Genomic DNA, 26312 nt, shown 5'->3' with positions numbered 1-26312 from the left:
TCCACGCCAGCCCCCCCGATATTCCGGGCCACGCGGCCAGTCAGGACAAGTCAAGGATGAACGAATCGTGAGCGCTTCTTATGCTGAAAAGTCGACGTTTTACGTGCCCAGGGCTTTCTTCTACATCCAGGGCGCAATCGTCTCGGTCTTGTTGAACGTCGTTCTTTATTTTTATCTGGCGAACTTTCACGACGGAACATCGATTCCCGCGATGCTTTCGGCTTATACGGCGCATGCATTGCAGTTCAAAGCGACTACCATCCTGCTCGCGTTCCTGCTGGGGCCGATGATCGTCATCTCGGGGATGCTGGCAGGCCGTCTATGGCATGCGGACACCAGCCAATATCATCAGTTGAGCTGGATCGCATTGATCAGTGATATTGCCTTTCTCGGCGCATGGGGGGCTGCCATTGGACTCGGCCTGGCCGCCATGGGCGTGCAGGAGTACGCGCCTCAGACGGTTCCATATACGCTCGTGGCAGGTTTCGGGTCGGTTGCGTCGGTGCTTGGGGTGCTTTGGGCGCCATTCGGGCTTTCGTGCTTTTACATCTCGATCAAATCCGGTCTGCTGCCCGGCTGGCTGAATATCCTCACGCTGGTTGCCGTTTTAATGAACTGCTGCGCCGTATTCGGTATGTTCACCATGACGGGCCCGCTTAACCCGATCAATGGTCAGATCGCCGCGGGATTCCCGTTCTATGGTCCAGTGACATGGTTCAACATGGTCATGACCTGGTTGCTGTCGCAGATGTTCAGCAGAAGATAAGTTCTACGAATTTGAATGACCCGTCGACCGCCGGCGGGATCGCCCGCCGGCGCGGTGCTCAGGCTTTGATCCAGTCGCGCGCCTGCTCCAGTTCGTTGACGTGGAACGCCTTGACTTCGGCCTTCGTAAAGAACCGCGCCAGATGCATCGCCGCATGGATCCATCCTGCATCGGCCACCACGGCGGCGCGCGTGACCTTGCGCGCCAGCGGCACGCCGAGCGTGATATCGGTCCACAACGCCTTCGGCTCGATGCCGGTGAAATGCTCGATGCGTTCGAGCACGCGGGTCTTGCCGTTCTGTTCGAGATCACCACGCATGCGCTCGATGGCTTCGCGCAGATCGTGGTCGGTGATTTTGCCTTCGACGGAAATTTCGACGACAGGGGAATCGGGCTCGGTGTGATAGAGGATCATGGCAAGACCTCCTGACTAGGGAGACGTTACACAATCAGGCGTGGCGTGGATGCGCCTGGCGTTCGATGATTGCTTCATGCTACCCCTTTCCCCATCGCCCGGTTGGCACGGGGCAGGGCAGGCCGACGTGTTCGCGCCATCACCCCAGCTCAAACGACGTCACCCCGAATACGCGATCGATCGCGATCGCGGGTGCGTCTTGCGTGTACATCCGCGCGGTTTCGAAGACGCTCGTCATGCCGTGCCGTTCCGCCAGCGCGACGGCCGCAGGGTTCGTTTCCGGCACGTCGAGCACGATGACCTCGCCGGGCATGCGCGCCGCCAGCGCGCGAAACAGCCCGGTGGCAACGCCTGCGTCATCCGCGAAGAGCGGACCGATCTTGCAGCCCGCCTTGCAGCGTCGCACGACACCGTATCCGGCGACGCGGCCGGCGTCGACCGTTGCGAGCGCAACGGCATCCGGCTGCGCGATCCACGCGGAGACGAAACGCTCGCGTGCCGCCGGAAAACACGGGCGATCGTAGGCAAGCAACTGCGCGAACGGCACGTCGGCCGCTGCCGTCACATGCGCGCACCCGATGCCGTCCACGCGCCCCTGGTAGCGGATGTTGCGGTACGCGGGCCGGAACCCGGACTTCCTGTAGTTCGCCTGTTGCGCGACGACGCCGTCGAGACCGATGTTGCGATCTCCCAGGTAGCGCATGCCGTGCTGCCAGATTCGCATGCCGAAGCCTTTGCCGCGAAACCCGGGTTTCACGATGTAGAGACCGATGAAGCCAAAGCGATCGTCATAGGCGACAGCGGCGAGGCACGCGACCGGTTCGCCGCGCCAGACGCCGACGAAGAACCCGGCCGGGTCCGCTTCCCTGAAACAGTGCGGGTCATGCAGGCCGGGGTTCCACCCTTCGGCAGCCGCCCATTCGACCGACATCGCCACCTCGTCGGCCGCCATCGTGCGCACGACAAAGTCTCCGCCTTGATCCATGGTTCGTCCCGGTCGCGGCGCAAAATATTGCCGCTTCGTGTTACGGAAAATGCAACGAGCAGGCGCCGGCAAGCGGGCACCTATCAACTGACAGAATAGACCGTGCAGGCATGCTCAACGCTACGGCTGCAGGACGAAATTTGCAGGGATCTCGACGCGCAACCGGGCGGTTCGCGTTTCGGTCGGTTTCAGGCGATCACGACCGACGGCTGCTGGTCATAACGGCCGTTTTGGAACGATTTTTGAAGGGACGCTCCCGCTTCGCCAACGGACGTATGCGGTCGATATCGCGTCCCGCCCGACGCACTCAGTCCGCCAGCGCTTTACCGGAGGCGTCCTTGATTTTCGCCTTCCATTGCTTGCGGATTTCGGACACGACCGGATCGGGAAGCGAGATGTAGTCGAGTTCCGTAGCGGCCTGGTTGCCGTTCTTGAACGCCCAGTCGAAGAACTTCAGCGTTTCCTTGCCCTGATCCGGCTTGTCCTGCTTCGCGTACAGCAGCACGAAGGTTGCGCCGACGACGGGCCATGCGTCCTTGCCCGGCTCGTCCGTCAGGATCTGGTAGAACGATTTCGACCAGTTCGCGCCTGCGGCTGCCGCCTTGAACGTTTCGGTCTTCGGTTCGACCACCGCGCCCGTCGAGTTTTTCAGCGCGGTGTAGACCATGTTGTTCTTCTTCGCGTATGCCCATTCGACGTAGCCAATCGCACCCGGCAGGCGCTGCACGAACGCCGCGACACCGTCGTTGCCCTTGCCGCCGGTGCCCGTCGGCCAGTTGACCGTCGTGCCTTCGCCGATCTTCGACTTCCACTCGCCGTTGACCTTCGACAGGTAGTTCGTCCAGATGAAGCTCGTTCCGGAGCCATCAGCACGACGAACGACCGCGATGTCGGTATCCGGCAGCTTGACCTTCGGGTTCAGTGCGGCGATCGCCGGATCGTTCCACTTCTTGATCTTGCCGAGGTAGATGTCGCCGAGCACCGGGCCCGACAGCGTCAGCGTGCCGGCCTTCATGCCCGGCACATTGACGACCGGCACCACGCCGCCGACCACCGTCGGGAACTGGAACAGGCCTTGCTTCGCGAGTTCGTCATCCTTCAGCGGCGCGTCCGAACCGGCAAAATCGATCGTCTTTGCGTTGATCTGTTTCAGACCACCCGACGAACCGATGCCTTGGTAGTTGACCTTGCCGCCGCCCGATTTCTTGTACGCATCGGCCCATTTCGTGTAGATCGGCGCGGCAAACGTGCTGCCCGCGCCGGTGATATCGGCAGCATGAGTGGTGACGGCAACGAGGGCCAGGGTGCAGGGAACCAGGATCCGGATGTTCATGTAACACCTCCTGTCTTCGGTCGGCATGCTGTTCTACACGCTACTGTCGGCTTGTGACCAATTCACGACGTGCGGCGATGTCGTTGTAGTCGCTTGCAACCGCTTGCAACGCCGTAACCGGCAGACCGTTCGACATGGGCGCCCAGGATTGCCGGCTCAGGCAACACGCAAGGATCCATGCGTCGCTCGCATGCTGGTTCTGATCTGGAAGTCTGATATGTCGAGCTGGATGTGCCGGCTGTCGTTCGGCAATGACTGTCGGTCGACCTGGACAGTGACCTTCGAGCGGTCCCGCGTCGAAGGGTGATAGGAGTATTGCATCTGGATGCGAAAACTCAAGGAACGTGCAACTGCCCGAACCGCCCGGATCAGTTCCCGTCGCTTGCCACTATCGAGGCCAACGCGCGATCGCCGTCGCGTTGGGCCGTGTCTTCGGCGGTAAAGACGTGCTCGCTGAATGCGATCAGCTTGAAGCCACTTCCCATTGAGCGAGGAACCGTGATGCCCCAATGCCAGCCTCCATCCTGTTCGAATACGTGGAGGGCGGGGGGCGCCTGGCTCGGTGCTGATGAAGAAGTCGTCATGGCGTGCTCTCCCGTCATCAGGCGACTGCGGGCAACTGCATCGAAGGTGCGAACTCAGTCTACGGGCATTTTTGTTGCGTCGCAACATGCGAGTTGCGGTAAAAATACCGAGTCGCCGAGCGTCATAATTTTGAAACACCATATGCACCGTGAGAGCTTACTGGCATATTGATGTGACGATTGTGATTTTTCGGAGGCATCATGGAAAGCGGTTCGCTTGTGTGGGCAGGGGTGCCGCATAACAGTGATGGTGTGGTCTTTCAGGTTCGCGTGGGGCGCGGGCTTCAGCGCTTTCATATCGCGCGGACGGTGCTTGAGAAGGCGCTCGATCTCGAGCGGTTGGCGACCGATGCGCGACAACTCGAGTGCTTTTATGAGCACTTGACTCCGATCCTGGGCGCCGCCCGGAAGACGCGTTCGAATGCCAAGGCCGATACTGTCCCCTTGAAGATTTCCGATTTCGTCAGAACGGGCAAGACGTGGGCCGGGCACGATGCCCGGGCAGTGACACGATGAGTGCCGTCGAGCGGTCGACGAGCCTCGCGGCTTGAAGACCGCGTGCAGGATGACGGTTCGTTCGCGCATAACGGCACGATCCTTGTCCGCATCGCCAATCACTTTCGCGACCCGGCCACGCGTTTCGAGTGTTGCTGCCCGCGTGGAACGAGCCGCCCGCGACGATGGGCTTTCGCTTTCCGCGATCCGGCAAATTCGTTGACTCCCCCGGTGCCGATCGGCAACGCGTGGGCGGGCAGTCATGTCGGTGACACCATTGCGCTCCGCTTCAATGGTGACAGAATCTGGCCATGCAGCGTCCTACACTGGACGTACTCCTTCATCACGGCAGGAATGCCGTCGTGTCCCGCACCCACAACACAGCCCGGAAAATCGTGCGAGCCTCAGTGAGGGCGATGATTGCGGTCATTCGAGCGAACGCGGTCACGGAAAAATAGTGGATCCCATCGTTTCGAAACACATAATCAACGACGGAGAAGAAATGGAGCAAGAGTCTCAGCCTGCGGCGATGCCATCGCTTGTCGTCAACGTTGGAGACGTCAACGAAGTCGAGCACATCGGGGGCGATCATTGGGGAAGCGCACGGAAGGCTCTGACGCCGGCCCTTGATGCCAGGCCGGGCCGTCTCGGTGCGAACCTGTTGCGGATACCACCGGGCAGAACGGCCTTTCCTTTCCACACGCACGCAAGAGAGGACGAGGTGTTCTTCGTGCTGTCCGGCCGAGGGGTCTTCCGCTACGGCGATACCGTGCAGGAAATCCGGACGGGCGACTGCATCTCGTGCCCCGCGGGCACCGGCGTCGGTCACCAGCTGGCCAATCCGTTCGACGAGGACCTTGTGTACCTTGCGGTCGGAATGAACGATCCGCACGAGGTCTGTACCTACCCGGACAGCGGCAAGGTCATGGTCCGCAGCCTGAAAACCGTCGGCCGGCTGGCCGAGGCGCCCTATATGGATGGCGAATTGGCCCGGCCGAAAGTGCTGGACCTCGCGCAGTCATTGCTCGCTGCCGCAAACTCATCGGGAGCTGCTTCAGAAAATTGAAGGCGTAGGCGTTGCGTGCGTTCGCGAATCTTGGGTCTGCGGAACGGAAAGTTACTTTGGCGTGCGGCGGCGGCAGTCCCGCCGCATGCGCGTCAGAGGCCGAGTTTCCGTTCGCTCATCCACTTCACGATCGCCGGATCGCGATGGGAGAAGAAACTGCTCGTGCCGGTCTCCAGCGTTGCGATGGCCTGCATGTCTTCGTCGGACAGTTCGAAGTCGAAGACGGCCAGGTTTTCCGCCATCCGCTCCTTGCGCACGGACTTCGCCAGCGCGACGATGCCGCGCTGAACCACCCATCGCAGCACGACCTGTCCCACGGTCTTGCCGTGGCGCTGCGCAATCGCCGCGAGCTGCGCGTTCTCGAACAGGTTGTTGCGCCCTTCGGCGAAGGGCGCCCACGCCTCGGGCTGAATGCCAAGCCCGCGCATGAAATCGACGCTTTCGTCCTGCTGGTGGAAGGGGTTGACTTCGATCTGGTTGACCGCCGGCGTCACCTCGTTGAAACACGCGATATCCATCAGACGATCCGGGTGGAAGTTGCTCAGTCCGATCGCGCGCAGCTTACCGGCACGATGCGCTTCCTCCATCGCTCTCCACGCGCCGTGAACGTCGGAGAACGGCTGATGGATCAGGAACAGATCGAGGTAGTCGAGGCCCAGACGCTTCAGCGACTTGTCGATGGCCACCCGAGCCCGTTCATATCCGACATCCTCGACCCACAGCTTGCTCGTGACGAAAAGCTGGTCGCGCGGCACCCCGCACCGTTTGAGGCCGCGCCCGACAGCTTCCTCGTTCTTGTAGGACGCCGCGGTGTCGATCAGGCGATAGCCTGCCTGTACCGCGTCGACGACGCAGCGTTCGCATTCCGCCTCGTCGGCAATCTGAAAGACGCCGTAGCCGACGATCGGCATCGTCATCCCGTTGTTCAGTGTCACATCCTGCATGGTCGGTCCTTGGTGCGGAAAGTCGATGGCGGCATGAGGCTGGCTCGGAGCGAACCGGATTTCATGGCCCTGAGGCGCTACTTTAGAAGGTGCGGTTTCAATCGAATAGTCGAATTCCGGTTGCACCAGTATCAAGCTGAGATTGATACTGGTGCGATGCGCATTCGACCATGCGCGCTTCAACACAAGCATCGACCATGCCCAGCAACGACTTCAAGGCCATCGCGACCTTCGCCAAAGCGGTGGAACTCGGCAGCATCCGGAAGGCTGCGCTGGCCCAAGGCGTCACGCCTCAGGCGGCGAGTCAGACCATCGCGCAGCTGGAGCAGCGCCTCGGCGTCCGGCTATTGCATCGAACCACGCGCAGCCTCGCGCTGACCGAGGAAGGGCAGCGGTTTCTGGAGAACACGCAGCCCGCACTGGAGGCGCTGGACAGGGCGCTTGTTCTGGCGCGGGAATCGAAGGACGAGATCGCGGGGCCTTTGCGTATCGTCGGGCCGAAATCGTCGTTCGCCGCGGTCCTGATGCCGCTGCTCGACGCGTTCTGTCGCGCGCACCCCGGCATACAGCCGGACGTCCAGCTCGATGACGGAATCGGCAACTGGGTGCTGGATCGCGTCGATGTCGGTTTCAGGATCGGCGCATCGGCCAGCGAAGGCGTAATCGGTCGGCAGCTCTTCCCGATCCAGATGATCGTGTGCGCCGCGCCTGACTATCTCGAAGCACATGGCACGCCATCGACACTGGACGACCTCGCGGCGCACCGGTGTGGCGTGTTCCGGCATCCTGCCACAGGCAAGGTGGCACCTTGGTACCTGAACGTCGACGGCAAGCTCGAACATCGGCAGATGTCTCCTGCGTTCGCGACGAACGACTCGGAGCTTGAAGTGCACGCGGTGCTCGCCGGGCAGGTGATGGGGCAGCTCGCGGGGTTCTCGGCCGTGCCGCATATCCGGGCGGGACGACTGGTGCCGGTTCTCGTGCAGCATATGAGCACGCACATCGGTCTGCACCTTTACTACGGAAGCCGAACTGCTCTGCCGAAGCGCGTGCGAGCGTTTCTGGATCTCGCGTTCGAGCGCCTGCATGACTGCCACGATTTCATGCTGACGGATAAAGAGATCGAGCGGTTCAAGGTGCGGTCGAAGCGATCTGTCCGCGCGCGGTAAGTTGGCCGGTTCATCACGTGTGATTTTCTTTCCGGGCGATTACCGGCCAGAGATCGACAGCGGCCGCGAAAGCGGGCCACGAAACGCCCTGGCGTCCAACGCGCCCATGGCCGCCAATCCATCGATGTACGCGCTGCAATCGGCGCGGTAACCGCTAGAATTGCGGTTTTAGCCCGGAACACGTCCATGTCTTTTGCCTCGCTCGGCCTGATCGACCCCTTGCTGCGTAATGTGCAGGACCTCAATTACCAGACACCTACGCCGGTGCAGGCCAAGGCGATTCCTGCCGTGCTCGGTGGCAAGGACGTCATGGCTGCGGCACAGACCGGCACCGGCAAAACGGCGGGTTTCGCGCTTCCGCTGTTGCAACGGCTGGTGCAGCACGGCCCGGCGGTGTCCAGCAACCGCGCGCGTGTGCTGGTACTGGTGCCCACGCGTGAACTGGCTGAACAAGTGCTGCAAAGCTTTGTCGCTTACGGCAAAGGCCTCGACTTGCGGTTTCTGGCCGCCTACGGCGGTGTGAGCATCAACCCGCAGATGATGAAGTTGCGCAAAGGCGTGGACGTGCTCGTTGCCACGCCGGGCCGGTTGCTGGATCTGAATCGCCAGAACGCGGTGCAGTTCGATCAAGTCCAGACGCTGGTGCTGGATGAAGCCGACCGCATGCTGGATCTGGGCTTTGAGCGTGAACTCAACGCCGTCTTTGCCGCGTTGCCCGCTCGGCGCCAGACGCTGCTGTTCTCGGCGACGTTTACCGACGATATCCGCGCGATGGCGGCGGGCATTCTGAGCAGCCCGGTCAATATCAGTGTCGGCCCGCCCAATGTCACGGCCAGCAAGATCAAGCAGTGGGTGGTGCCGGTGGACAAAAGGAACAAGCCCGACCTTTTCATGCACCTGGTGGCCGAGAACAAATGGGAGCACGCGCTGGTGTTCGTCAAGACCCGCAAAGGCGTGGACTACCTGGCGGCCATGCTGGATGAAGCGGGTTATGCGGTCGACACCATCCACGGCGACAAGCCGCAACCCGCGCGCCTGCGTGCGCTGGAACGTTTCAAGACACGCGAAGTACAGATGCTGGTCGCCACCGACGTGGCTGCGCGCGGGCTGGATATCGACGACCTGCCGCTGGTGATCAACGTTGATCTGCCGATCGTCGCGCAAGACTATGTGCACCGTATTGGCCGTACCGGCCGCGCGGGCGCGAGCGGCGTGGCGGTGTCCCTCGTGTGTGCCGATGAAGCGCCGCAACTGGCCGCGATCGAAGCGCTGATCCGGCAATCGCTGCCCCGTGAAGAAGAGCCGGGTTTTGAAGCTGATCACCGTGTACCGGAAACCAGTGCAACGGGCGAGATCATCAAGAAACCGAAAAAGCCCAAGAAACCGAAAGTGCCGCAGGCTGTGCCGGGCGCGAAGCAGGCAACCGGCAAGAAGCCGCGCCCGCAAGGCGGCGAAAGCAAACGCAAACCCGGGGCGCAGCGTGCTGTGGCCGCAGGCAAAGGCGCAAGTTTGTCCAGCGGGAACCCGTTCAGTGCGCAGAAGCCGCGCAGCAAGCCCGCCGGCAAGACAGCGGCGGGTGCGCGCAAGCCGGCTGGAAAACCCGCTGGTGGGCGCGGCAAACGTCAGCCCTGATTCGTGGGGGATGAGTGACGCCATCGCAGTGAGCCGAAGCCTGCGTATTGGGTATCGACGATTCTGAGCTTGACAGGATGGCCGGTAAAGTTCGGCGACCGATCACCTGAGTTCCTACGGTCGACCCGCCGTTCTGCGGCGCGCTCTGCCGCTGGCCGCGGGGCGAGCGTCGATCGGTAGCCGATCGGCGAGGTTCGGCCACAAGCGGTCGTTCGCACGCGGCAGCGTTCGGACGCTCAATAGTCGGTTACTCCGCGATAACCGGCCATCCTATCGTGAGGGACGAGCGCTCAGTCCAGCACAAACCCCCGCGCCCTAGTGAGAATCTGAGCAAGCATTTCAGGCACTACCCCCTCCGATCGGAGTGTTGCCGTCCGGTATGCAAGTTGGTTCTTTGCCAGATTTATCCCCGTCTCAGTCTCAACACTCTCGCAAGCAGCCGTCCATTCGCTCCAGTTAACTGAAAGGAATGTTTCAAGGTTGTCATCAAATATAGCCACCACGTCGGAAATGGTTGCGGATGGGAAGTCCTCTTCCGGCAAACCGAAGTACCTCATTAACTTCCGGTTCTCCACTGCGTGATTGTTACGTTCCCGGTCTATGTCGTCTTGCTTTTTGTTTTTGGCTTTGGCTCGTGCTTCAAATCCGCCATCGGCATCGAACAGTGCGTAGACTGGCACACCAATAGATTGCAGAATCGCATGCGCAAGGGGGATTGACGTTTTGCTACCCACGGAAACGATCGAAATTCCCGCTGCTTCAAGGGCGCCGGGAGACGTTCTATCCCCAATGCCGTAAAACACCGCAGATTCGGTGGGCCCCTCTACAAGAAACGCACGATTCGCGAAAAGCGCTGTGGCGAGTTGGTCCGCCACGTTATGGTCGAGTCTGCGGTCGACCACATCACCATCCACTATCCCAATCAGCCGAGCCTTCACATCCTCAACCGTGGAAAAATGCACCGTCACCACCGGGATTTCATCGGTTGATCTAGTCAATCGTCTAACTTGATGGAAATAGCGCGCCTCAAGGAAATAAGGGCTATGCGTCGCATAGGTTATCTGAATGCGCTTGCTGGCATCTTCGGCGAGCGATCTGAGTACCTTTGCAAAGGTCTGCGCCTGAATCGGATGCTGGAAAAGTTCAGGCTCCTCGATTGCCAAGCAGATGACTCCTTCAGTGGAGGCTGCGCCCGACTGCGCCAAGAGTTGTAGAGCCGAGATCAGCAGCGTGCGCTGAAAACCGTGCCCTTGCCGCTCCACAGCAGTCTCAGTGGTGCCATCGCGCACGGCCACATCAAATGTCGTGCGGGGGGGCTTGAGCTCTACTTCAGCCGGAGAAACCGTGATTGTCCGGCCAGGCGCATAGGTTGTGACGACTTCGTTGAGCTGCGTTGTGATAGTCCCAAGCTGCTCCTTGAACTTCTCTTCATACACTTTTTGCTGCTTTGCCAGCGACTCCGCAACGATTTCAGCGATTGCTGCATCGGCAGCTGATCGGTCAATCGATCGTTCAAGGATTCGCCCAATGATGCTTGCTTTCCCGTCGATGGACTCCTCGCTTGCTCGAAGGTCGGCCGTGACCAAGACGAAGTCGAAGAGTCCGCTCATCTTGCCGCCGCTGTTGAAGCCGAAGAAGTTGGTTTGCAGAGCTTCGGGCGCATCAATAAGTTGATCGATGTGAGCCGCCTCCCACGCCGTCATCGCTTGTTCGACAACTGGGCCAGTATTTGCCGCAGGCAGCTCAAGCTCCGGACGCTCCCGTCGGAGATTGGCATACAGCTCTTTCTTCGCCGTTGCACCGCCTGCCTCCTTGATCGCATTGAAGTCCGGAAACCCCTTCGCATTGGCAGAGAGAACGTCAGCGCCATCATGGGATCGGCGCTTCCATGCGGTAAACGTAGCAACTCCTTCCGGTGCATATTTTCCAAGCGCCTCGCGATCCTTTTCCGTCAGTTCTGCGAATGTCACCTGAACTTCAATATCTTCGTCGATTGCCCCAAAAGAGCAGTCCTTCTCCGTTAACGAGCCGGGTTTGCCGTTGAAGAACCAATCAAGCGCACGAAGCACCGTTGACTTGCCGGCACCGTTCGGTCCAATGAAGGTCGTGACGGAATCGAACGGGATCAATACGTCTTTCAACGTGCGAAAGTTTCGGATGCGAACGGATTGGATCTTCATTTCGGGCCTCTGATATTTGGTTCTATGTCGTTTCTCGCCGTGACAGCGACAGAACTTATCCCTTTTCCACCTCGATCAAAGATCATCAACCGAGCGCGCAACCACATAGCGGGGGGTGTTTTCACCAACCGCCAAGGCGCTGAAATACGCCTTGCCACATTCGATCTTGGCGCTTTCCTTGTCGCGCAGGTCGTCAGTGAACGAACTACTCTTGGTTTCCGCCACAAAGTACAGGCGCTGTGCGCCGTCTTCTTCCATCAGCACGACCCAATCGGGATTGTAGGTGCCCAGCGGCGTAGGCACTTTAAACCAGCCTGGCAGCTTGGCGTAGAGCTTGATGGCTTCGTTCTTCTCTAGCCTATCGGGAAAATCCCGCTCAGTGGTCGAGCCGTATGCCACGAGCTCATACATCGACTTCTGGGTCTTCGTTGATTCACTAACAAACCAGAACGTTGGAAAACCAACGGAAATATTAACGTGACAATAGGGAATCGGGTGGCTCGGGACAGGAATTTTTGACATATCGAGAAAGCCCCCGTTTTCTGGACACGGCTGCCGCAGCGCATGCGACTAAACGAACGTCCGTTCCACCATGAGAGCGGTTCGCTATGTCACCCTGAGTCGGCCGGCTGCAACGGGGCGAGGGGACGCAATGCCGACCGGCCGCTTTGGGGGCGATTGAATTCCACTGGCCACTTTCGGGCGATGAGTTCGAATCGCGGACGGACGCAGTGCGACCCAGAGCAGCCGGTCGGCCCGCTGTGCGCTCAACGGCAACAAACCGAGTACAGCTGTCATTCCCGCCAACAATTCGCGGGCAAGTCAGGTCGACACCGGAAGCTTTCGGACGTTGGCGAATGTCCGTGCCGTCTCTGCTTGCAGGTGCGAGCCCTTCGGCACAGGCCGGCCGTCAGCCGCGTTGTGACAAATTGATTGTCGCAACGGTGACGTTTTTAATGCGGTCTACGTTCACAGGGTGCGTTTTCTGGGCTAGATTGTCTGACGTTTCATATCTCAAAAATAAACAGATGACCAACAGTCCAGTCAATTCCTCCGCGAACGCGCGTAACAGCGCCGGAAGTAAAAAGTTCATCAGGGCGTCCATGAACCCGGGCGACAATCCATTCCTGAATGCCTGCGTGGGCACCAATACAGGGTCTTCGGACAACTCGTACGGGTACGCTGAGGGGTTCAGGACTGCTGCCGAATTGATGCTCAAGATTCTTGGTGTTGCGCGGCCGACAGCAACCGACGATAACTGGGGAGCCGATCTCCTGCTTGATACGCTCGTCTATCCAATCTGCTACTCCGCCAGACATCACGTCGAGCTTGCGCTGAAGCGGGCACTGCCACAGGCGTGGGCAATCTTCACGATGCGCTCCCCGAACAACCCGCAGGGACTATCGAAGCCGCGCAAGAACGAAGTCACCCACAGCGTTCTCGACGTATGGAGCTTGCTCGATGCGATCTGCAGCAAGGTGGGTGACGACCGACTTAGCATCCTTGTCAAGGACCTGGAGCCGTTCGCCGAGGGCATCGATGAGATCGACAGCTCCGGCCAGACCTTCAGGTATGCGTCCAACGCGGACGACGCAACTCTCCATCTGCGCCATACCTCGCACATTAACCTTCAGCACTTCGCCGACGACTACGCGGAAATGTGCAAGCTGCTGGAAGAGTTGGAGCTTCATCTGAACGCACTAACAGTCGAATACTCGATGGGCAGTTTCACCAGCAAACTGAATCGTGAGCAGCTCGTGGAAATTGCAAAACGACTGCCGCCGCGCTCCCTGTGGAACACTCCTGCGTTCAAGGAGGCAAAAGCGGAAATCATGGGCAGCTACCAGCTGACGTCAAACGATTTCCAGAGGGCCTGCGACATGCTCCAGGAGAAGCGCGCGTTGTCTCATCTCATCGGAGCACCCGCCCCAATCGCGGAGCTGCGGAAAGACACGTTTGAACGCCTGCGTTCCGTCTCTATGACGAGATCGGGAAAGGACTTGGCGGCCTTGACCCTTGACGAGCGTTCGGCGCTGTTCGGACTCTTGCAGGTGGGCTCGCCTACCGTCTATCCGGAACAGTTCGAGTCGTTCCTCGGGCCCCGACCCATGGATGAAGATAGGGCAGCTCAGTTCGATGTAGAAAGGGCACCGGATTATCTGGCGAGGCGGGTTTCGAGCCGTCCCGACCTTGTCGAGCACGGGTTGAGCGTCTTGGGACAGACAATTCTGTTGACCGAGTTCCGCGAAGTCTACGGGGAGGAAATCGACGCTCTGCGCGCAGCGCGTGAAGCACCACGGGATTACGATTTTGGCGAGATTTTCCGACGGCTGAAGCCTGCAAACAAGGGCGCACAGCAATAGCGGTCCGTAGAGGGCGTACTGCTCGGTCTGGTTTCAGTGTCGCCCGGAACTGCCGACCTTGGCGTCGTCCTCTTTTTCGTGAAGCGTAGCATCTCTTTAGCCGTTCGCGCCGACGCTAGAATCGGACAGTCGCCGCATGCCGGCTTTCTCGCAAAGGGTTACACACCAACTCAGCAAGTTTAACATCATGCTCGAATTCCCGAGATGGGACGGGTACCCGGAGCGCATGGTCGCGGCCCTCGAATACCGGCCCGTCGAGCGCTTGCTGCGGCTGCTGACGGTCACGTGAGCGATCGAGGCCCTGGCGAACACCGGACCTTGATCTGCTGGCGGACGGGCCGATGTCCGCTGTTCGCTGCATTGCAGCCTTTTAGCGGTATATCGCGACTGTCCGCAACGGGTCGAACTGCGCCGGTCGCGCGTTGTAGGGCGGCGGCCAGCCGCGTTCGGCCAGTTGCGGTCAGTCGACTGGCCAGCGCAGATCATCGACAAGTTGTTTGAACCGAAGAGGTTTGCCTTGGGAATAAGCGAAGACATCTGGGACTTGCGCGGTTGCGGCGTTGTACGCTGCGGAGTTCTACCGTTTCCGGCGCCGAGTCCCGCTGCTGTAGCGAAAGCGTTCGAGTTGCGCGACGACGACGCCTGTTACCGCGAAATCGATGAAAGTGAGGCGCATTGGATTATCGCTGAGGTGCTACATCGCGACCAAGCGTACCGCGCTGAGTTAATGACCGTGGCTCAGGCGGAACAGTTGACAGCAGAATTTCTTGAGCAGTTCGGCGCTCAACCTCGGTACTTCACCCATAACGGGTATTCGGTTACAGACGCGACGTTCGACACGGGGGTCCTCGTGATCGGTGTCTTGCAGTCCGGGTGTCTCTGGGTCGAAGACGAGGATTAAGGTGGTTACCGCCGCCTCGGAATGGCTACTGCCGTTTTGATCGGCAGACGCCTATCTACGGACGGTCACATGCGTAGTCGGTCGGCCGTTTAGGCGTCGGCTTTGCCCCCGCAATCGGCCATCAACGACGAATGCCCCTTCGTCGGGCGCTGCCTACATTGCGACAGCTTGGACTTTACGTCCGAAACCTAAAGGTTTGCTAGCGGTCGTGGCGTCGGGCAGCCGGACAGTGGCAAACTATCCGGGGTGAATTGCGGGCTAGCCAGAGACAGCACTGCGGTCGCACAGGTTGTCACGCGGCTCCGTCGCGATCGTGGGAGTTGTCATTCAAGGGGGATAGTCGTGGTGAAGAGGAACCGATCCATGAAGGAAAAGCATCGCTCGAGCCAGTCCAAGAAGCGAAAGGAACGCGCCGCTCAACCGAAGCACCAAAGCCAGCATGCGGATCAGCGAGTTCCAAATATCGTGACCAAAAACCCTCGTGCAGATATTCCATTCGAGCAGCTTGGACCAGCTGGCGCCAGAGGCGAATTACACGTCGTAGCGCAGTTTCCAGGCGACCACCGACTCGACATGGCTCGGCTTCAGGATAACGTCGAACGGGAATTTGTTGTCAGCGCCCGTCTTTCGAAGACGCCCCCGTTAACCGACGGCATCGATGGTGCCTTCAGTGAGAATGATGGGGGGTCGTATTTTCTGCCGGCCGTTGGGGCCGACGGGCTGCGCGCTCAGACATCGTTCGGTACGTTTGAAGTGAAAAAGAACCGTTCGGGCGAGCTCTCATTCATGCAGTTAGTCTGTCTGGCGACCAGCGTTTCAGATGCGCGCCGGATATTTCAGCTCGCTGCTCTGCCGTTCCTTGACAGGCTGGCGTACATTGCCAACTGCCCCGTGGTCGTGGCCGCAACGCGTATCGAAGATCGGGGGAATCAGTGTACAACCTTAGACTACATTTCTCCGTATCGAACCGTGCATATCAATTCGCACGCAGCCACGATACATCCCGAGATGGCTCCAGTGTACGCCATGTACAGAGAAGCCCAGAATTCCCATAGTGACTTCTACAAGTTTCTCTGCTACTACAAGATCCTTGAGGGCATTCTTGGACGCCTTCGCGCCGACACGTTCAAGGCTGCGAAAGACAGAGGTATCACGCTTCAGAAGACCAAGGACGTAGTCCCCGAGACGAACAACATTCCTGAAAAATTCAAGGAATATGTGGGAAATTCGGTCAAGATCTTCTTTGATTCCGTAATGACACCGGAATTCAGAAACGCGGTTGCGCACTTCGTAACCGACGACGGCGCAGTGCTGAATATGAGTTCGCCTGCCCACATTGAGAGCTACTCCAGCATCCTCATTATTTCCGAGCTATGCGCCAGAGAGGTGATCAAGAATCACGAAAAACTCGTGGCTGAGCTGCACGAACACGATTCCCGATAGGTGTGCGAAACCTGTAAGGCGACGATCACGCAAAAATGCGACCGTGGGCCTTTCGGTTGTTTGAGGCGCCCACCGTCAGCAAGGGCCGATTACGTGTCCTCGAGTGACGGCACGCAACGACAGATTCACTCGGATTCCTGCCCTTGAGATGATGATGGCTCGACCGGCAGATTCGGGTCGGTAACGGACGATCCTGAAATCCGTCACCAATGACGCCCTTCATTCACGTTCACGTGCCACCCGTCACAGGACATGACGATCATTCGGCGCGCGAACGGCCGTCTCTCTTGAAGTCGACGCGCATGCCTCACTGCGCTCGGGTATGCTGCGTCAAAATCGGCCCGGCGAACCAATCGCATGCGGCTCCGACAGAGCGGGCAACAGCTTGATCGCATCGCGAACCATTCGCTGCACCACGCCGCATTCATCTCCCGGAAAGGAGGCCGCACATGCCAGAACTGGACAACCTGCTTCACGAGCGAATCGTAGCGCTGAGCGAAGCCGGCGATGCATTGGCGGAAGACGAAAACTACGAAGGCGCGCTCGCGAAATACTGGGAAGCATTCGACCTGCTTCCCGAGCCCAGGACCGATTGGGAGGCGGGAACCTGGCTGCTGGCAGCGATCGGCGACACGAATTTCCATCAAGGCGACTACGCGGCGGGCCGCGATAATCTTGGCCACGCGATGCATTTCCCCGACGCGATCGGCAATCCGTTTCTGCACCTGCGGCTCGGGCAGTGCCAACTCGAACTCGGCAATCTCGATCGCGCGGCTGACGAACTGATGCGCGCCTACATGGGCGGCGGCCCCGAACTGTTCGAGGACGAGCACGGCAAGTACCTGCAATTCCTCGCCACGCGGGCGGAAGGAATCAAGACGCCCTGACCCGAATGCATTAGCGTTTCCCCCAATGCGGAAACGGCCGCAGCCGCCGATGTTGCAGAGAGAGAAGATGTAAATAATTGATCCGAGGCCAATTATGACGACATCCGAAACAAACGGACCAAATGCGGCATCGCCTGAAACGGCTGAAACGGCTGAAACGGCTGAAACGGCTGAAACGGCTGAAACGGCTGAAACGGCTGAAACGGCTGAAACGGCTGAAACGGCTGAAACGGCTGAAACGGCTGAGGCGGCCGACGCGGCAGCGGCATCCGACGACGCATGCAGCGCACCGTCGATCCTGCTGGTCGACGACGAGCCGAGCATGCTGTCAGCGCTCAAGCGCGCGTTCCGGCCCGCAGGTTACGACATCCTGACAGCCGACAGCGGCGAAGCCGCGCTTGAAATACTGGCGTCGACCGAAGTCGACCTGATCGTGTCCGACATGCGGATGCCGCACATGAGCGGTGCGGAATTTCTGGCCCGCGCACGGGCCATGTACCCGGACACGATGCGCATCCTGTTGACCGGTTATGCGGAGATCGCGTCGGTCGTGCAGGCCGTCAACGAAGGCGGCGTGTATCGCTATCTGAACAAGCCGTGGGACGATCACGATCTGCTGATGACCATCGACCAGGCGCTGGAGCAGCGGCGCTTGCGCCGCGAAGCCGCCCGGCTGGCCGCGCTGACGGAGGCCCAGAACGAAGCGCTGCGCCGTTTCAACACGGAACTCGAAACGCAGGTGCGCGCGCGCACCGAGGAACTCGGCCAGACCGTGATGTTCCTCGAAGCCGCGCAACGCGACCTGAAAAGCAGCTTCACGGCGATGGTCCAGGTGTGCGCGAGCATGATCGAAATGCGGTGCGGGACCGCCAGCGGCCACGCAATGCGGGTCGGCGAGATCGCGCGCCGGCTCGCGTTGTCGTCGGGGATGAGCAGTCTGCACGCGCAGGACGTCTATTACGCGGGGCTGCTGCACGGGATCGGCAAGCTGTCGTTGCCCGACGAGTTGCTGCACAAACCGACCACGCGGATGACGACGGACGAACACCGCCTGTTCCAGGAGCATCCGCTGCGCGCGCAGATGGTGCTGACGCCTGTCGCGCAATTGCACAAGGTCGCATCGATCGTGCTGCACCAGTACGAGCGCTTCAACGGGCGCGGCACGCCGGACGGGCTGGCCGGCGACGCGATTCCGCTCGGCTCGCGGATCGTTGCGATCGCACGCGATTTCGAAGGGCTGCGCAATGGCGAAATCGGCGCGCCGCATTCGCTCGAGCAGGCGCTCGACGCGTTGCAGTCGCAGGCCGGCGTGCGTTACGACCCGCAGATCGTCGAGCGTTGCATCGAGCTGATGCGTGACCCGGCGAGTCTCGGCATCGCGGCGTCCGTCGCGGAGATCAAGTCCGCGCAGCTGCGCGAAGGGATGCAACTGGCGGACGACCTGCGCACGCATCGCGGCGTGCTGCTGATGACGAAGGGCAGCGTGATGTCGGCGCACCAGATCGAGCTCGTACGCCGCTTCGAGACGCGGGAAGGGGCGCCGTTCGATATCCTCGTTCTGGCCGGCTCGGCCGCCTCGAAGCAGACGCACAACGCGAGCGCGCCGCCCGGCTGACACAGGACGCGCGGCGGGCTGGCCGCGGCGCGCTCGACTACGTGCCGCGGCCACGCATTCACATCGCTTCGGGCGCTCGATCATGCACGGCACCTACAACCTCCTGCTCGTCCTGCTGTCGCTCGCCATTGCGACGCTGGCGTCCTATACGACGCTCGACCTGGCCGCGTTCATTTCGCTGCTCGACAACCCGAAGCTCAGGCATGCGTGGCTGGGCGGCGGCGCGGCCGCGATGGGCACCGGGATCTGGTCGATGCATTTCGTCGGCATGCTCGCGTTTTCGCTGCCGATTCCGCTCGGTTATGCGCTGCTGGACACGGGCGCATCGCTCGCGCTCGCGGTGCTCGTATCGTATTTCGCGCTGACCGTCGTTACGCGTGCGCGGCTGGGCTGGCGGCGGCTGCTCGCGGGCGGGGCGCTGATGGGCGGCGGGATTGCCGGCATGCACTACACGGGGATGGCCGCGATGCACATGCAGCCCGGCATTCGCTACGATCCTGCGCTGTTCGCCGCATCGATCGGCGTCGCGGTGATCGCGTCGACGGCCGCGCTATGGATTGCGCAGGCGCTGCGCGTGCAGCAGGCGCGCCATGCGACCGCGCAACGGGTCGGCGCGGCCTTCATCATGGGCATCGCGATTACCGGCATGCACTATACGGGGATGGCGGCCGCGCATTTCGCGCCGGACGCTCGATGCGGCGCCGCGAACGGGATCGACGCGCCGTGGCTCGCGACGACCGTCGCGCTGTTTACGATGGCGACGCTGATCGTCACGCTGCTGCTCAGCCGCTTCGATGCGCGCACAACCTTTTTGCGCGGGATGGCCGACACGCTGGAGAGGCTCGTGCAACTGCGCACCGCGGAACTCGAACGCGCGTTGCGCCGCTACGAACAGACGACGGAGATGCTGCAGCGTACGCGCGAGAACATGGCGATCGAGATCGACGAACGCAAGGCTGCGCAGGCACGGCTCGAACAGGAAAAGGATGAACAGCGGAGACTTCTGCATGCGCTGGAGGAATCTCACGTGCAGTTGCTGCAGTCGGAAAAACTCGCGTCGATCGGCCAGCTCGCGGCGGGCGTTGCGCACGAGATCAACAATCCGATCGGCTTCGTCAGCGCGAACCTCAATACGTTGAAGACCTGGGTGCGCAGTCTGCTCGACGTGGTCGCGGCGCATGAAGCGGCGCTGCCGCAGCTCGACCCCGCCGCCCGCGACGCGCTGACGGCGATGGGCCGCGCCGCGGATCTGGACTATGTCCGCGACGAGATCGTGACGCTGATCGACGAATCGATCGACGGCGCGGTACGGGTGCGGCGCATCGTGCAGGACCTGCGCGATTTCTCGCGCCCGGTCAGCGATGAATGGAGCGTGGTCGATCTCCATGCAGGCATTGAGAGCACGCTCAACGTCGTGCATAACGAACTCAAGTACAAGGCCGACATCGTGCGCGACTATGGCGACCTGCCGCAGGTCGAATGCCTGCCGTCGCAGTTGAACCAGGTATTCATGAACCTGCTGGTCAACGCGGCGCAGGCGATTCCCGAGCGCGGCGTGATCACGATCCGCACGTCGAGCGACGGCGAGCAGGTGTCGATCGCGATCAGCGACACCGGGACGGGCATGACGCCCGACGTGGTCCGGCGGATCTTCGATCCGTTCTTCACGACGAAGCCGGTCGGGCAGGGAACCGGGCTCGGCTTGTCGGTCTCGCACGGCATCGTCGAGCGCCATCGCGGCGCGATCGACGTGACGAGCGAGCCCGGGCACGGCACGACGTTCTGCATTCGGCTGCCGGTCCGGCGGGCCAGCGACAACGCGAACGCGGCGGCGCTGGAGCAACGGGTGTAAGAACCGGCCACTACCGCCGATCCAGCAGCGTATCGCTCAGCACGCTGAACGCAGCGCCCGGCAGCTCCTGCAAGTGTTCGACCACGCTGCTGACCGGATAGAACGCTTCGACCGAATCGTCGAGAATCCCGACGCCGATCAGCTCGACGCGTTGCTCGCGCAGCGCATCGACGCGTGCGCGCAGGTCGGTGCGCAGGATCGCCGGGTTGCCGTCGCCGGTTGCCGGAAAACCGTCCGACAGCACCATCAGGATGCGCCGGCGCGCGCGTTTCGACAGCAGCCGCCCGGCGGCCCAGCTCAACGCCTCGCCGTCGGGATTCTCGTGGCCGCATTCGATGCAGGCGAGGCCGCTCGGGTTGTCGGAATCGAAGCGCTTGTAGACGCGTAAGTCGAGCCGTTCGACGAAGCGGTTATAACCGAAGGTTTCTTTACCGTCGTCGATCCAGCGCCGGTAATGCGCGCGCATCGCGGCATCCTCGACGGAGCTGTAGCCGAGTACTTCGCACGCGAAACCGAGCTGCATCAGCGCGTCGCATAGCGCGGCCGCGCAGAGGGTCGCGAGTTCGATCTTCTTGCCGGCCATCGAGCCGCTGCAATCGATCAGCAGGCTGACCGCCGCATCGCGCCCCGGCGCCGCGCGTTTGACGCGAAACGGCGTGCGATAGCCGGGCGTGGTCGCCAGGCGCACGAGCGAGGTCCGGTCGAGCTGGCCGCGCTCCTGTTCGCGCTTCCAGCGCGTTTGCTCGTCCACTTTCAACGCGCGTTCAAGTCGACTCTTGAGCGGCTCCGTCTGCGCGCGGGCCGCGCCGCGGAGGCGATGCCAGCGAGCCGGTTCGCCCTTTCCCGTGAAGTCGGTGATCGTATCGAACGCGGTGGTCAGCGGGACGGAGAACAGCGGCCGGTTGTCCGCGGACAGGCGGATCGAGCCCGGCGCCGCATCGCCCGGCGTGGGTGCTTCGGTCGACGACTCGGTATCGGCGATCGCACCGGCGCCGGACTCGGCGCTGACCGGCGCGCGCGCGTCGTCCGATGCGCTTTGTCCGTCCGATTCGAATTCGGCGGCGATGCTCGCGCTGTCGATCGTGCTGCCCGGATCGGCCGTGAACATCATGTTGTTGGCGCCGGCCGACGCGAGCGCGCGCACGCGTTCGACAATTCGGTGCGCCGCGCGGATGCTGTCGGCCGTCGATGTCACTGCGCGCGCGTCGTCGACGAGATCGTCGGATGCGGCCATCGTCGCGTCGAGCGACGGCACGCGCTCGATGGCGGACGGTTGTTCGTCCCACAGCGCGCGTTCGATGCGCCACAGCAGTTTGTCGCGCCACGCGATCCCGGGCCATCGGCCGAGGGTTTCGGTGGCCGACGCAGCGCGCATCCGGCGCAGGAACGTGTTCGCGCCGGGATAGATCGCGACCAGGCGAGTGGCCACGCGCCGATCGTCGATCGCCTGCGCGATGGCCCGCACACTGGGGGACGTCAGCGCGGCCACGTCGTCGATTGCGCCGAAGCGTGTGCGTGCCGCATGGAGGTCGACGAAGCCGGTGATCGCGTCGTCGTCGACATCGCCGGCGAGCAGCGTATCGGGCAGCACCAGCACGTCGCGCTGCACGACCGGCCCGTGGCTCGCGAACCGCACTTCGATGTCGTGCCGTTGCGTGAGCGTGCGGGCCAGCCGCGTCAGGCGAAGCGCGCGCGCATCGTCGTCCCGGTCCATCGCGCTAGGCCACGACGTCGATGTAGTGGCGAATGATGTTGCGGATCAGGTCGGCGTCTTCCGCACTGACCTTCGCATAGATGGTCGGGCCGGCGGCCGATTCGGGGTCGCCGGTGCGCAGCATCAGCTCGGCCCAGTCGAGCAGGCGCCGCGTCGAGAACGCGCTGGTCAGATCCTCGCGGACGAACGCGGCGCGGCAGTCGGCCGCGATCGCCGCGAGCGTGTCGGCCATCGCGTCGGACATGGCCGCGCCGAAGGTCCGCTGCAGCACGCGCGCCTCGTCGGGCGGCGGCAGATAGTCGAGGTGGTACACGCGCCAGCGGTCGAGGAACGCCTCGTTCATCACGTTCGCGCCCTGGTACAGGTGGCGGAACTGGCCCATCGCGCCCACCGCATTGGCGGTCGCGAACAGCCGGAACGACGGATGCGGCACGACGATCTCGTTGCCTTTTTCCTTCAGCAGCAGGCGCCCGGCCGGTTCGAGCACGGCGGTCAGCACCGCGAGGATGGCCGGTTCCGCGAAGTCGATCTCGTCGACGATGAGCCACAGCCCTTCGCGCATCGCGGTCGGCAGCACGCCGTCGACCCAGATCGTCTCGCCGCCCTTGACGGTCCAGAAGCCGACGAAGTCGCCGACCGTCGTCTGCCCGTTCATGTTCGAGCGCAGCACGCCGTGGCCGGCCTGCGCGGCCGCCTGCTCGATGAGGCTCGTCTTGCCGGTTCCGGTGTGCCCGATCAGCAGGATGCGCCGGTTCTCGACGATGTCTTCCAGCACGCTCGTCGCACGCGCGGTGAACAGGTAGGCCGGGTTCGGCGGCGGCACGAGCGGCCCGCCGGGGCCGCGTGGCATCGGCACGCCGCCCACGAGCACGGTATGCGTTGTCTCGCCGGCGGCCGACGGCCGCGCCACCTGCGCACGGCGCAGGTCCTGCATGAAACCGCCGCGATGGGCGGGGGCCGCGCGCTCGCTGGCTTCGCGCCGGACGAAACCTTCCTGAAGCCACTTGTGCAGTTTCGCGTCGAGGTTGTCCGCATCGACGACCGTATCGACCGACGTGCTGCCGTCGGGCCGGTGATGCTGGATGCGGTACATGTGCGCGCGTTCGGAGCGGCTGACGATCCATTGCCCGGCGGACGGATCCGCGAGTTGCCGATAGACGCCGAGTACCGATGGGGCGGAAGGGTGGTTGTCAGCGGGTGCGTTCATGGTGGCAAGCGAGAGTGGGCGGCCGACGCGGTATGCCGTCGAGGCATCGCGTCGATTGTATATTTTTGCCGCGCAAGGCGACATTCGCGCCGGTATTGGCTCGCTACGCTTCAGCGCGGAACGGGCGGCCAGCCAGCCCGCCGGATCAGGCGATCACCATCTGTAACGCGCTGCAGCATGATTGTCCGGCACCCGCGCGGCGGCACCGAACAGCTTTTCCCGGAACGACCCCGGCGCATAGGCGGCCGGGTAGCGCTGGCGGCGCGTCAGTTCGGGAACGAGCAGGCTGGCGATCTGCCGGTAGGAATCCGGCAGCGTCAGGTACGGGACATTGAGCCCGTCGATGCCGGTCGCGTCGAACCAGTGTTCGAGCGCATCGGCGACCGTGCGCGGACTGCCGGACAGCACCGGGCCGAGACCGCCGAGGCCGGCCCAGTCGATCACGCGATCGACGGTCCAGCCGGACCCGTCGGCCTGCGCGAACTGGGTCGCGAGCGACTGGATCGCGCGGTTGTCGAACGTCGTCAACGGCGCCGCGCCATCGAGTGCGGCGAAGTCGATGCCGAGCCAGCCGGACAGCAGCGCCCGCACGGCGTCGCGATCGACGTGCCGGCGGTAATCGGCGAGCGTCGCGGCGGCGAGCGCGTCGGTTTCGGCAACGACGATCGCCGCCTGCGCATAGATGCGGACCGCATCGCGCGGCCGGCCCGCCTGTTCGGTGCGGTCGCGGATCGCGTCGACGAGCTGCGCGAGCCGTTCCGGTGAATGGGCCACCACGAACGCGCATTCGGCGTGCTGCGCGCAAAAGCGGATGCCGCGCGGCGACGCACCGGCCTGGAACAGCAGCGGCGTGCGTTGCGGCGACGGTTCGCTCAGGTGGATGCCGGACACGTTGAAGTGCCGGCCCGCATGCGCGACGGCCCGCACGCGGGCGGCATCGGCATAACGACCGGCGGCCGCGTCGCGCAGCACCGCGTCGTCGCGCCAGCTGCCTTCCCATAACTGGTAGCAGACCGACAGGTATTCGTCGGCGTAGTCGTAGCGCAGGTCGTGATCGGCCAGCTCGGGGCGGCCGAGGCTGTCGAGCGCGCCGGGCAGGTAGGACGTGACGATGTTCCAGGCCACGCGGCCGCGCGTCAGGTGGTCCAGCGTCGAGATGCGGCGCGCGAACACGTACGGATGCTCGGCAAACACCGACGACGTGAAGCCGAAGCACAGGTTCTCGGTAACGGTGGAGAGGCCGGCGATCACCGGGAGCGGATCGTTGACGGGCAGTTGCGCGGCCGATTCGATCGATCGCGCGAGGCCGTCGCCGTGCGCCGCGTGGGGGCCGAGCACGTCGGCGAAGAAAATCGCGTCGAAGCGGGCAGCTTCCAGCAGGCGGCCGAGCGCGAGCCAGTGCGCCATGTCGAGATAGTCGCGCGAGCGGTCGTCGCGATGCGTCCACATCCCGGGCGCGAGGTGGGTCGGGCTGTTCAGCAGGAACGCGTTGAAGCGGATCGGCTTGCGCATCCGTGCCGTCCGTCACGCGCAGATCGGCGTGAGCGCGTCGACGCTCGCGCAGAATGCGTCGAGCTCGTCGTCGGTCATGTCCGCGCGGAGCGTGACGCGTACGGCCGGGCTGTCCTGCGGCACCACGGGAAAGAACACCGGCGACGTGAGAAAACCGCGCTCGAGCAGCGTGGCGGCCATCCGGTTCGCGAATTCGGCATCGCCGCAGCGGAGCAGCCGGATCGGTGACGCGCTGCCGTGCTGAGCGGTCGCGAGCGCGGCGTCGAAGCGGCGCAGGTTGTGCTGCAGCCGCGCCTGCAACGCGGGCAGCTCCGGTGACTGATGGATGTCGAGCGACGCGAGGCCGGCGCCGATCGCGGCCGCATTCAGGCTCTGCGACCAGTTGGCGGGGCCGCCGTAACGATCGATCAGGTTGCGCGTGCCGGCGTCGCGATACAGCAGCACGCCGCCGCTCGCACCGAATGCCTTGGCGAGCGACGCGACGACGAACACGCGTTCGGGCAAGTCGCCCAGCACTGCATGCACCAGCCCGCGGCCGAGCGGGCCGATCGCACTCAGCGCGTGGGAATCGTCGTAATACACCAGCATCCCGTACTTCTGCTGCAACGCGATCACGTCGGCGACCGGCGACACGCCGCCCATGCTGTAGAACGAATCGGCGATGTAGGCGACCTGCCGGTGCTGGCGGCACAGCGACTCCAGATGATCGAGGTCGTTGTGCGCGATGGTCAGCACGTCGGTTTCGTCGGCGCACGCGGGTTTCGCGTGGTTCATCGAGTAATGCGCGAAACGGTCGAAGGCCATCACCGGCCGCACGCCGTCGCTCAGCAGGCCGGCCGCCATCAGCGGCAGCATGCCGGTGCTCGCGGCGCTGCACGACAGCGCCACGCTGGCCGTCGCGCCGAAGTGCGCGCCGAGCGCCTGCTCGTAACGGTCGAGGATCGCGAGCTTGCAGCGGTTGCGCGAGTTGGCGATCCGCAGCGTGCGCGTCGCGCGCAACGCGCTCATCGCGCCTTCGAGGATGCGCTCGTCGTAGTCGAGGCCCAGATAGGAGGTCGTGCAGAAATGCGCGAACTGCCGGCCGTGCGCGTCGTGCAACCGATTGCGGCCGGACACGGTCGCGTTGATGCCGGCGAGACCGATGCGCTGCGCATCGTCCCATTCGCCGTGCGAGCGCGCGACGACCTTCTGCAGATTGGTGTGGCGATTCCGCTGTTCCATGCCGGGTCTCCGGTGTGATGAAGGGGCG

General features: G+C 62.6%; 21 protein-coding genes and 2 pseudogenes. 11 read left to right on the top strand and 12 right to left on the bottom strand.

Features of this window, described 5'->3' with window-relative positions; genetic code table 11:
* The first annotated feature begins 67 nt into the window (after positions 1 to 67).
* Positions 68 to 766: a hypothetical protein gene (locus tag ACTRWB_RS17365; protein WP_446902638.1), complete on the top strand. Its 699-nt coding sequence runs from the start codon at positions 68 to 70 to the stop codon at positions 764 to 766.
* Between the two features lie 58 nt (positions 767 to 824).
* Here ACTRWB_RS17365 and ACTRWB_RS17360 read toward each other — a convergent pair whose 3' ends face one another.
* The 4 genes from ACTRWB_RS17360 to ACTRWB_RS17345 all read right to left on the bottom strand — a co-directional run bounded on the left by ACTRWB_RS17360 (position 825) and on the right by ACTRWB_RS17345 (position 4083).
* The gene (locus ACTRWB_RS17360) at positions 825 to 1181 is read right to left on the bottom strand and encodes a SpoIIAA family protein (protein WP_129518265.1); all 357 of its coding nucleotides are present in this window, start codon (positions 1179 to 1181) and stop codon (positions 825 to 827) included.
* Between the two features lie 139 nt (positions 1182 to 1320).
* Positions 1321 to 2166, bottom strand: a complete 846-nt coding sequence (locus ACTRWB_RS17355; RefSeq protein WP_446902637.1) for a GNAT family N-acetyltransferase — start codon at positions 2164 to 2166, stop codon at positions 1321 to 1323.
* Positions 2167 to 2473: 307 nt separating this feature from the next.
* On the bottom strand, positions 2474 to 3499 hold the full coding sequence (pstS, locus tag ACTRWB_RS17350; protein WP_446902636.1) for a phosphate ABC transporter substrate-binding protein PstS: 1026 nt from the start codon (positions 3497 to 3499) through the stop codon (positions 2474 to 2476).
* Between the two features lie 368 nt (positions 3500 to 3867).
* Complete coding sequence (locus tag ACTRWB_RS17345) at positions 3868 to 4083, bottom strand: hypothetical protein (RefSeq protein WP_193102614.1); 216 nt, start codon at positions 4081 to 4083, stop codon at positions 3868 to 3870.
* A gap of 201 nt (positions 4084 to 4284) precedes the next feature.
* Between ACTRWB_RS17345 and ACTRWB_RS17340 the strand changes: the two genes are divergently transcribed.
* Together ACTRWB_RS17340 and ACTRWB_RS17335 are read left to right on the top strand one after the other, a co-directional pair.
* Positions 4285 to 4599, top strand: coding sequence for a hypothetical protein (locus ACTRWB_RS17340; RefSeq protein ID WP_129518262.1), 315 nt, complete (start codon positions 4285 to 4287; stop codon positions 4597 to 4599).
* A 481-nt stretch (positions 4600 to 5080) separates the two neighbouring features.
* Complete coding sequence (locus ACTRWB_RS17335) at positions 5081 to 5644, top strand: cupin domain-containing protein (protein ID WP_446902635.1); 564 nt, start codon at positions 5081 to 5083, stop codon at positions 5642 to 5644.
* Between the two features lie 92 nt (positions 5645 to 5736).
* Here the strand turns inward: ACTRWB_RS17335 and ACTRWB_RS17330 are convergent, their stop codons facing one another.
* Positions 5737 to 6588 carry an aldo/keto reductase gene (locus ACTRWB_RS17330; RefSeq protein ID WP_446902765.1) on the bottom strand — a complete coding sequence of 284 codons (852 nt, stop codon included), beginning with the start codon at positions 6586 to 6588 and terminating at the stop codon, positions 5737 to 5739.
* A gap of 197 nt (positions 6589 to 6785) precedes the next feature.
* On the opposite strand from ACTRWB_RS17330, the gene ACTRWB_RS17325 reads away from it, so the two are divergent.
* On the top strand, positions 6786 to 7757 hold the full coding sequence (locus ACTRWB_RS17325) for a LysR family transcriptional regulator (RefSeq protein ID WP_419690488.1): 972 nt from the start codon (positions 6786 to 6788) through the stop codon (positions 7755 to 7757).
* Between the two features lie 186 nt (positions 7758 to 7943).
* Positions 7944 to 9389 (top strand): DEAD/DEAH box helicase, encoded by a 1446-nt coding sequence (locus ACTRWB_RS17320; RefSeq protein ID WP_446902634.1) that lies wholly within the window; start codon positions 7944 to 7946, stop codon positions 9387 to 9389.
* A gap of 290 nt (positions 9390 to 9679) precedes the next feature.
* Here the strand turns inward: ACTRWB_RS17320 and ACTRWB_RS17315 are convergent, their stop codons facing one another.
* Positions 9680 to 11569 carry an ATP-dependent nuclease gene (locus ACTRWB_RS17315; protein WP_446902633.1) on the bottom strand — a complete coding sequence of 630 codons (1890 nt, stop codon included), beginning with the start codon at positions 11567 to 11569 and terminating at the stop codon, positions 9680 to 9682.
* A gap of 75 nt (positions 11570 to 11644) precedes the next feature.
* A pseudogene (locus tag ACTRWB_RS17310) lies at positions 11645 to 11992 on the bottom strand (restriction endonuclease); the annotation flags it as partial.
* Positions 11993 to 12597: 605 nt separating this feature from the next.
* Here ACTRWB_RS17310 and ACTRWB_RS17305 point away from each other — a divergent pair.
* Positions 12598 to 13932, top strand: coding sequence for a hypothetical protein (locus ACTRWB_RS17305; RefSeq protein ID WP_446902632.1), 1335 nt, complete (start codon positions 12598 to 12600; stop codon positions 13930 to 13932).
* Here the strand turns inward: ACTRWB_RS17305 and ACTRWB_RS17300 are convergent.
* Positions 13872 to 14084: pseudogene (locus ACTRWB_RS17300) on the bottom strand (hypothetical protein); the annotation flags it as partial. The gene ACTRWB_RS17305 and the pseudogene ACTRWB_RS17300 sit on opposite strands and share 61 nt — an antisense overlap.
* Before the next feature lie 341 nt (positions 14085 to 14425).
* Here ACTRWB_RS17300 and ACTRWB_RS17295 point away from each other — a divergent pair.
* From ACTRWB_RS17295 to ACTRWB_RS17275, 5 genes are all read left to right on the top strand, one after another.
* Positions 14426 to 14833, top strand: coding sequence for a hypothetical protein (locus ACTRWB_RS17295; RefSeq protein ID WP_446902631.1), 408 nt, complete (start codon positions 14426 to 14428; stop codon positions 14831 to 14833).
* Between the two features lie 363 nt (positions 14834 to 15196).
* A complete protein-coding gene (gene mauJ / locus ACTRWB_RS17290; RefSeq protein ID WP_446902630.1) occupies positions 15197 to 16276 on the top strand; it encodes a methylamine utilization protein MauJ in 1080 nt (359 codons plus the stop codon).
* A gap of 449 nt (positions 16277 to 16725) precedes the next feature.
* A complete protein-coding gene (locus ACTRWB_RS17285; RefSeq protein WP_446902629.1) occupies positions 16726 to 17163 on the top strand; it encodes a tetratricopeptide repeat protein in 438 nt (145 codons plus the stop codon).
* A 94-nt stretch (positions 17164 to 17257) separates the two neighbouring features.
* Positions 17258 to 18778, top strand: coding sequence for an HD domain-containing phosphohydrolase (locus tag ACTRWB_RS17280; protein WP_446902628.1), 1521 nt, complete (start codon positions 17258 to 17260; stop codon positions 18776 to 18778).
* A gap of 82 nt (positions 18779 to 18860) precedes the next feature.
* The gene (locus tag ACTRWB_RS17275; RefSeq protein WP_446902627.1) at positions 18861 to 20630 is read left to right on the top strand and encodes a histidine kinase; all 1770 of its coding nucleotides are present in this window, start codon (positions 18861 to 18863) and stop codon (positions 20628 to 20630) included.
* A 10-nt stretch (positions 20631 to 20640) separates the two neighbouring features.
* On the opposite strand, the gene ACTRWB_RS17270 is transcribed toward ACTRWB_RS17275, so the two are convergent.
* The 4 genes from ACTRWB_RS17270 to ACTRWB_RS17255 form a co-directional block, all read right to left on the bottom strand.
* Positions 20641 to 22344 carry a cobaltochelatase CobT-related protein gene (locus tag ACTRWB_RS17270; RefSeq protein ID WP_446902626.1) on the bottom strand — a complete coding sequence of 568 codons (1704 nt, stop codon included), beginning with the start codon at positions 22342 to 22344 and terminating at the stop codon, positions 20641 to 20643.
* Positions 22345 to 22348: 4 nt separating this feature from the next.
* Positions 22349 to 23551, bottom strand: coding sequence for an AAA family ATPase (locus ACTRWB_RS17265; protein WP_446902625.1), 1203 nt, complete (start codon positions 23549 to 23551; stop codon positions 22349 to 22351).
* A gap of 153 nt (positions 23552 to 23704) precedes the next feature.
* On the bottom strand, positions 23705 to 25063 hold the full coding sequence (locus ACTRWB_RS17260; RefSeq protein ID WP_446902624.1) for an NtaA/DmoA family FMN-dependent monooxygenase: 1359 nt from the start codon (positions 25061 to 25063) through the stop codon (positions 23705 to 23707).
* Between the two features lie 12 nt (positions 25064 to 25075).
* A complete protein-coding gene (locus tag ACTRWB_RS17255; protein WP_446902623.1) occupies positions 25076 to 26284 on the bottom strand; it encodes an aminotransferase class I/II-fold pyridoxal phosphate-dependent enzyme in 1209 nt (402 codons plus the stop codon).
* Between the last annotated feature and the right edge of the window lie 28 nt (positions 26285 to 26312).

This window comes from Burkholderia sp. YIM B11467 (assembly GCF_052952715.1).
Note: the sequence above shows the minus strand (reverse complement) of the source record. Positions and strands in the feature narration are given on the sequence as shown.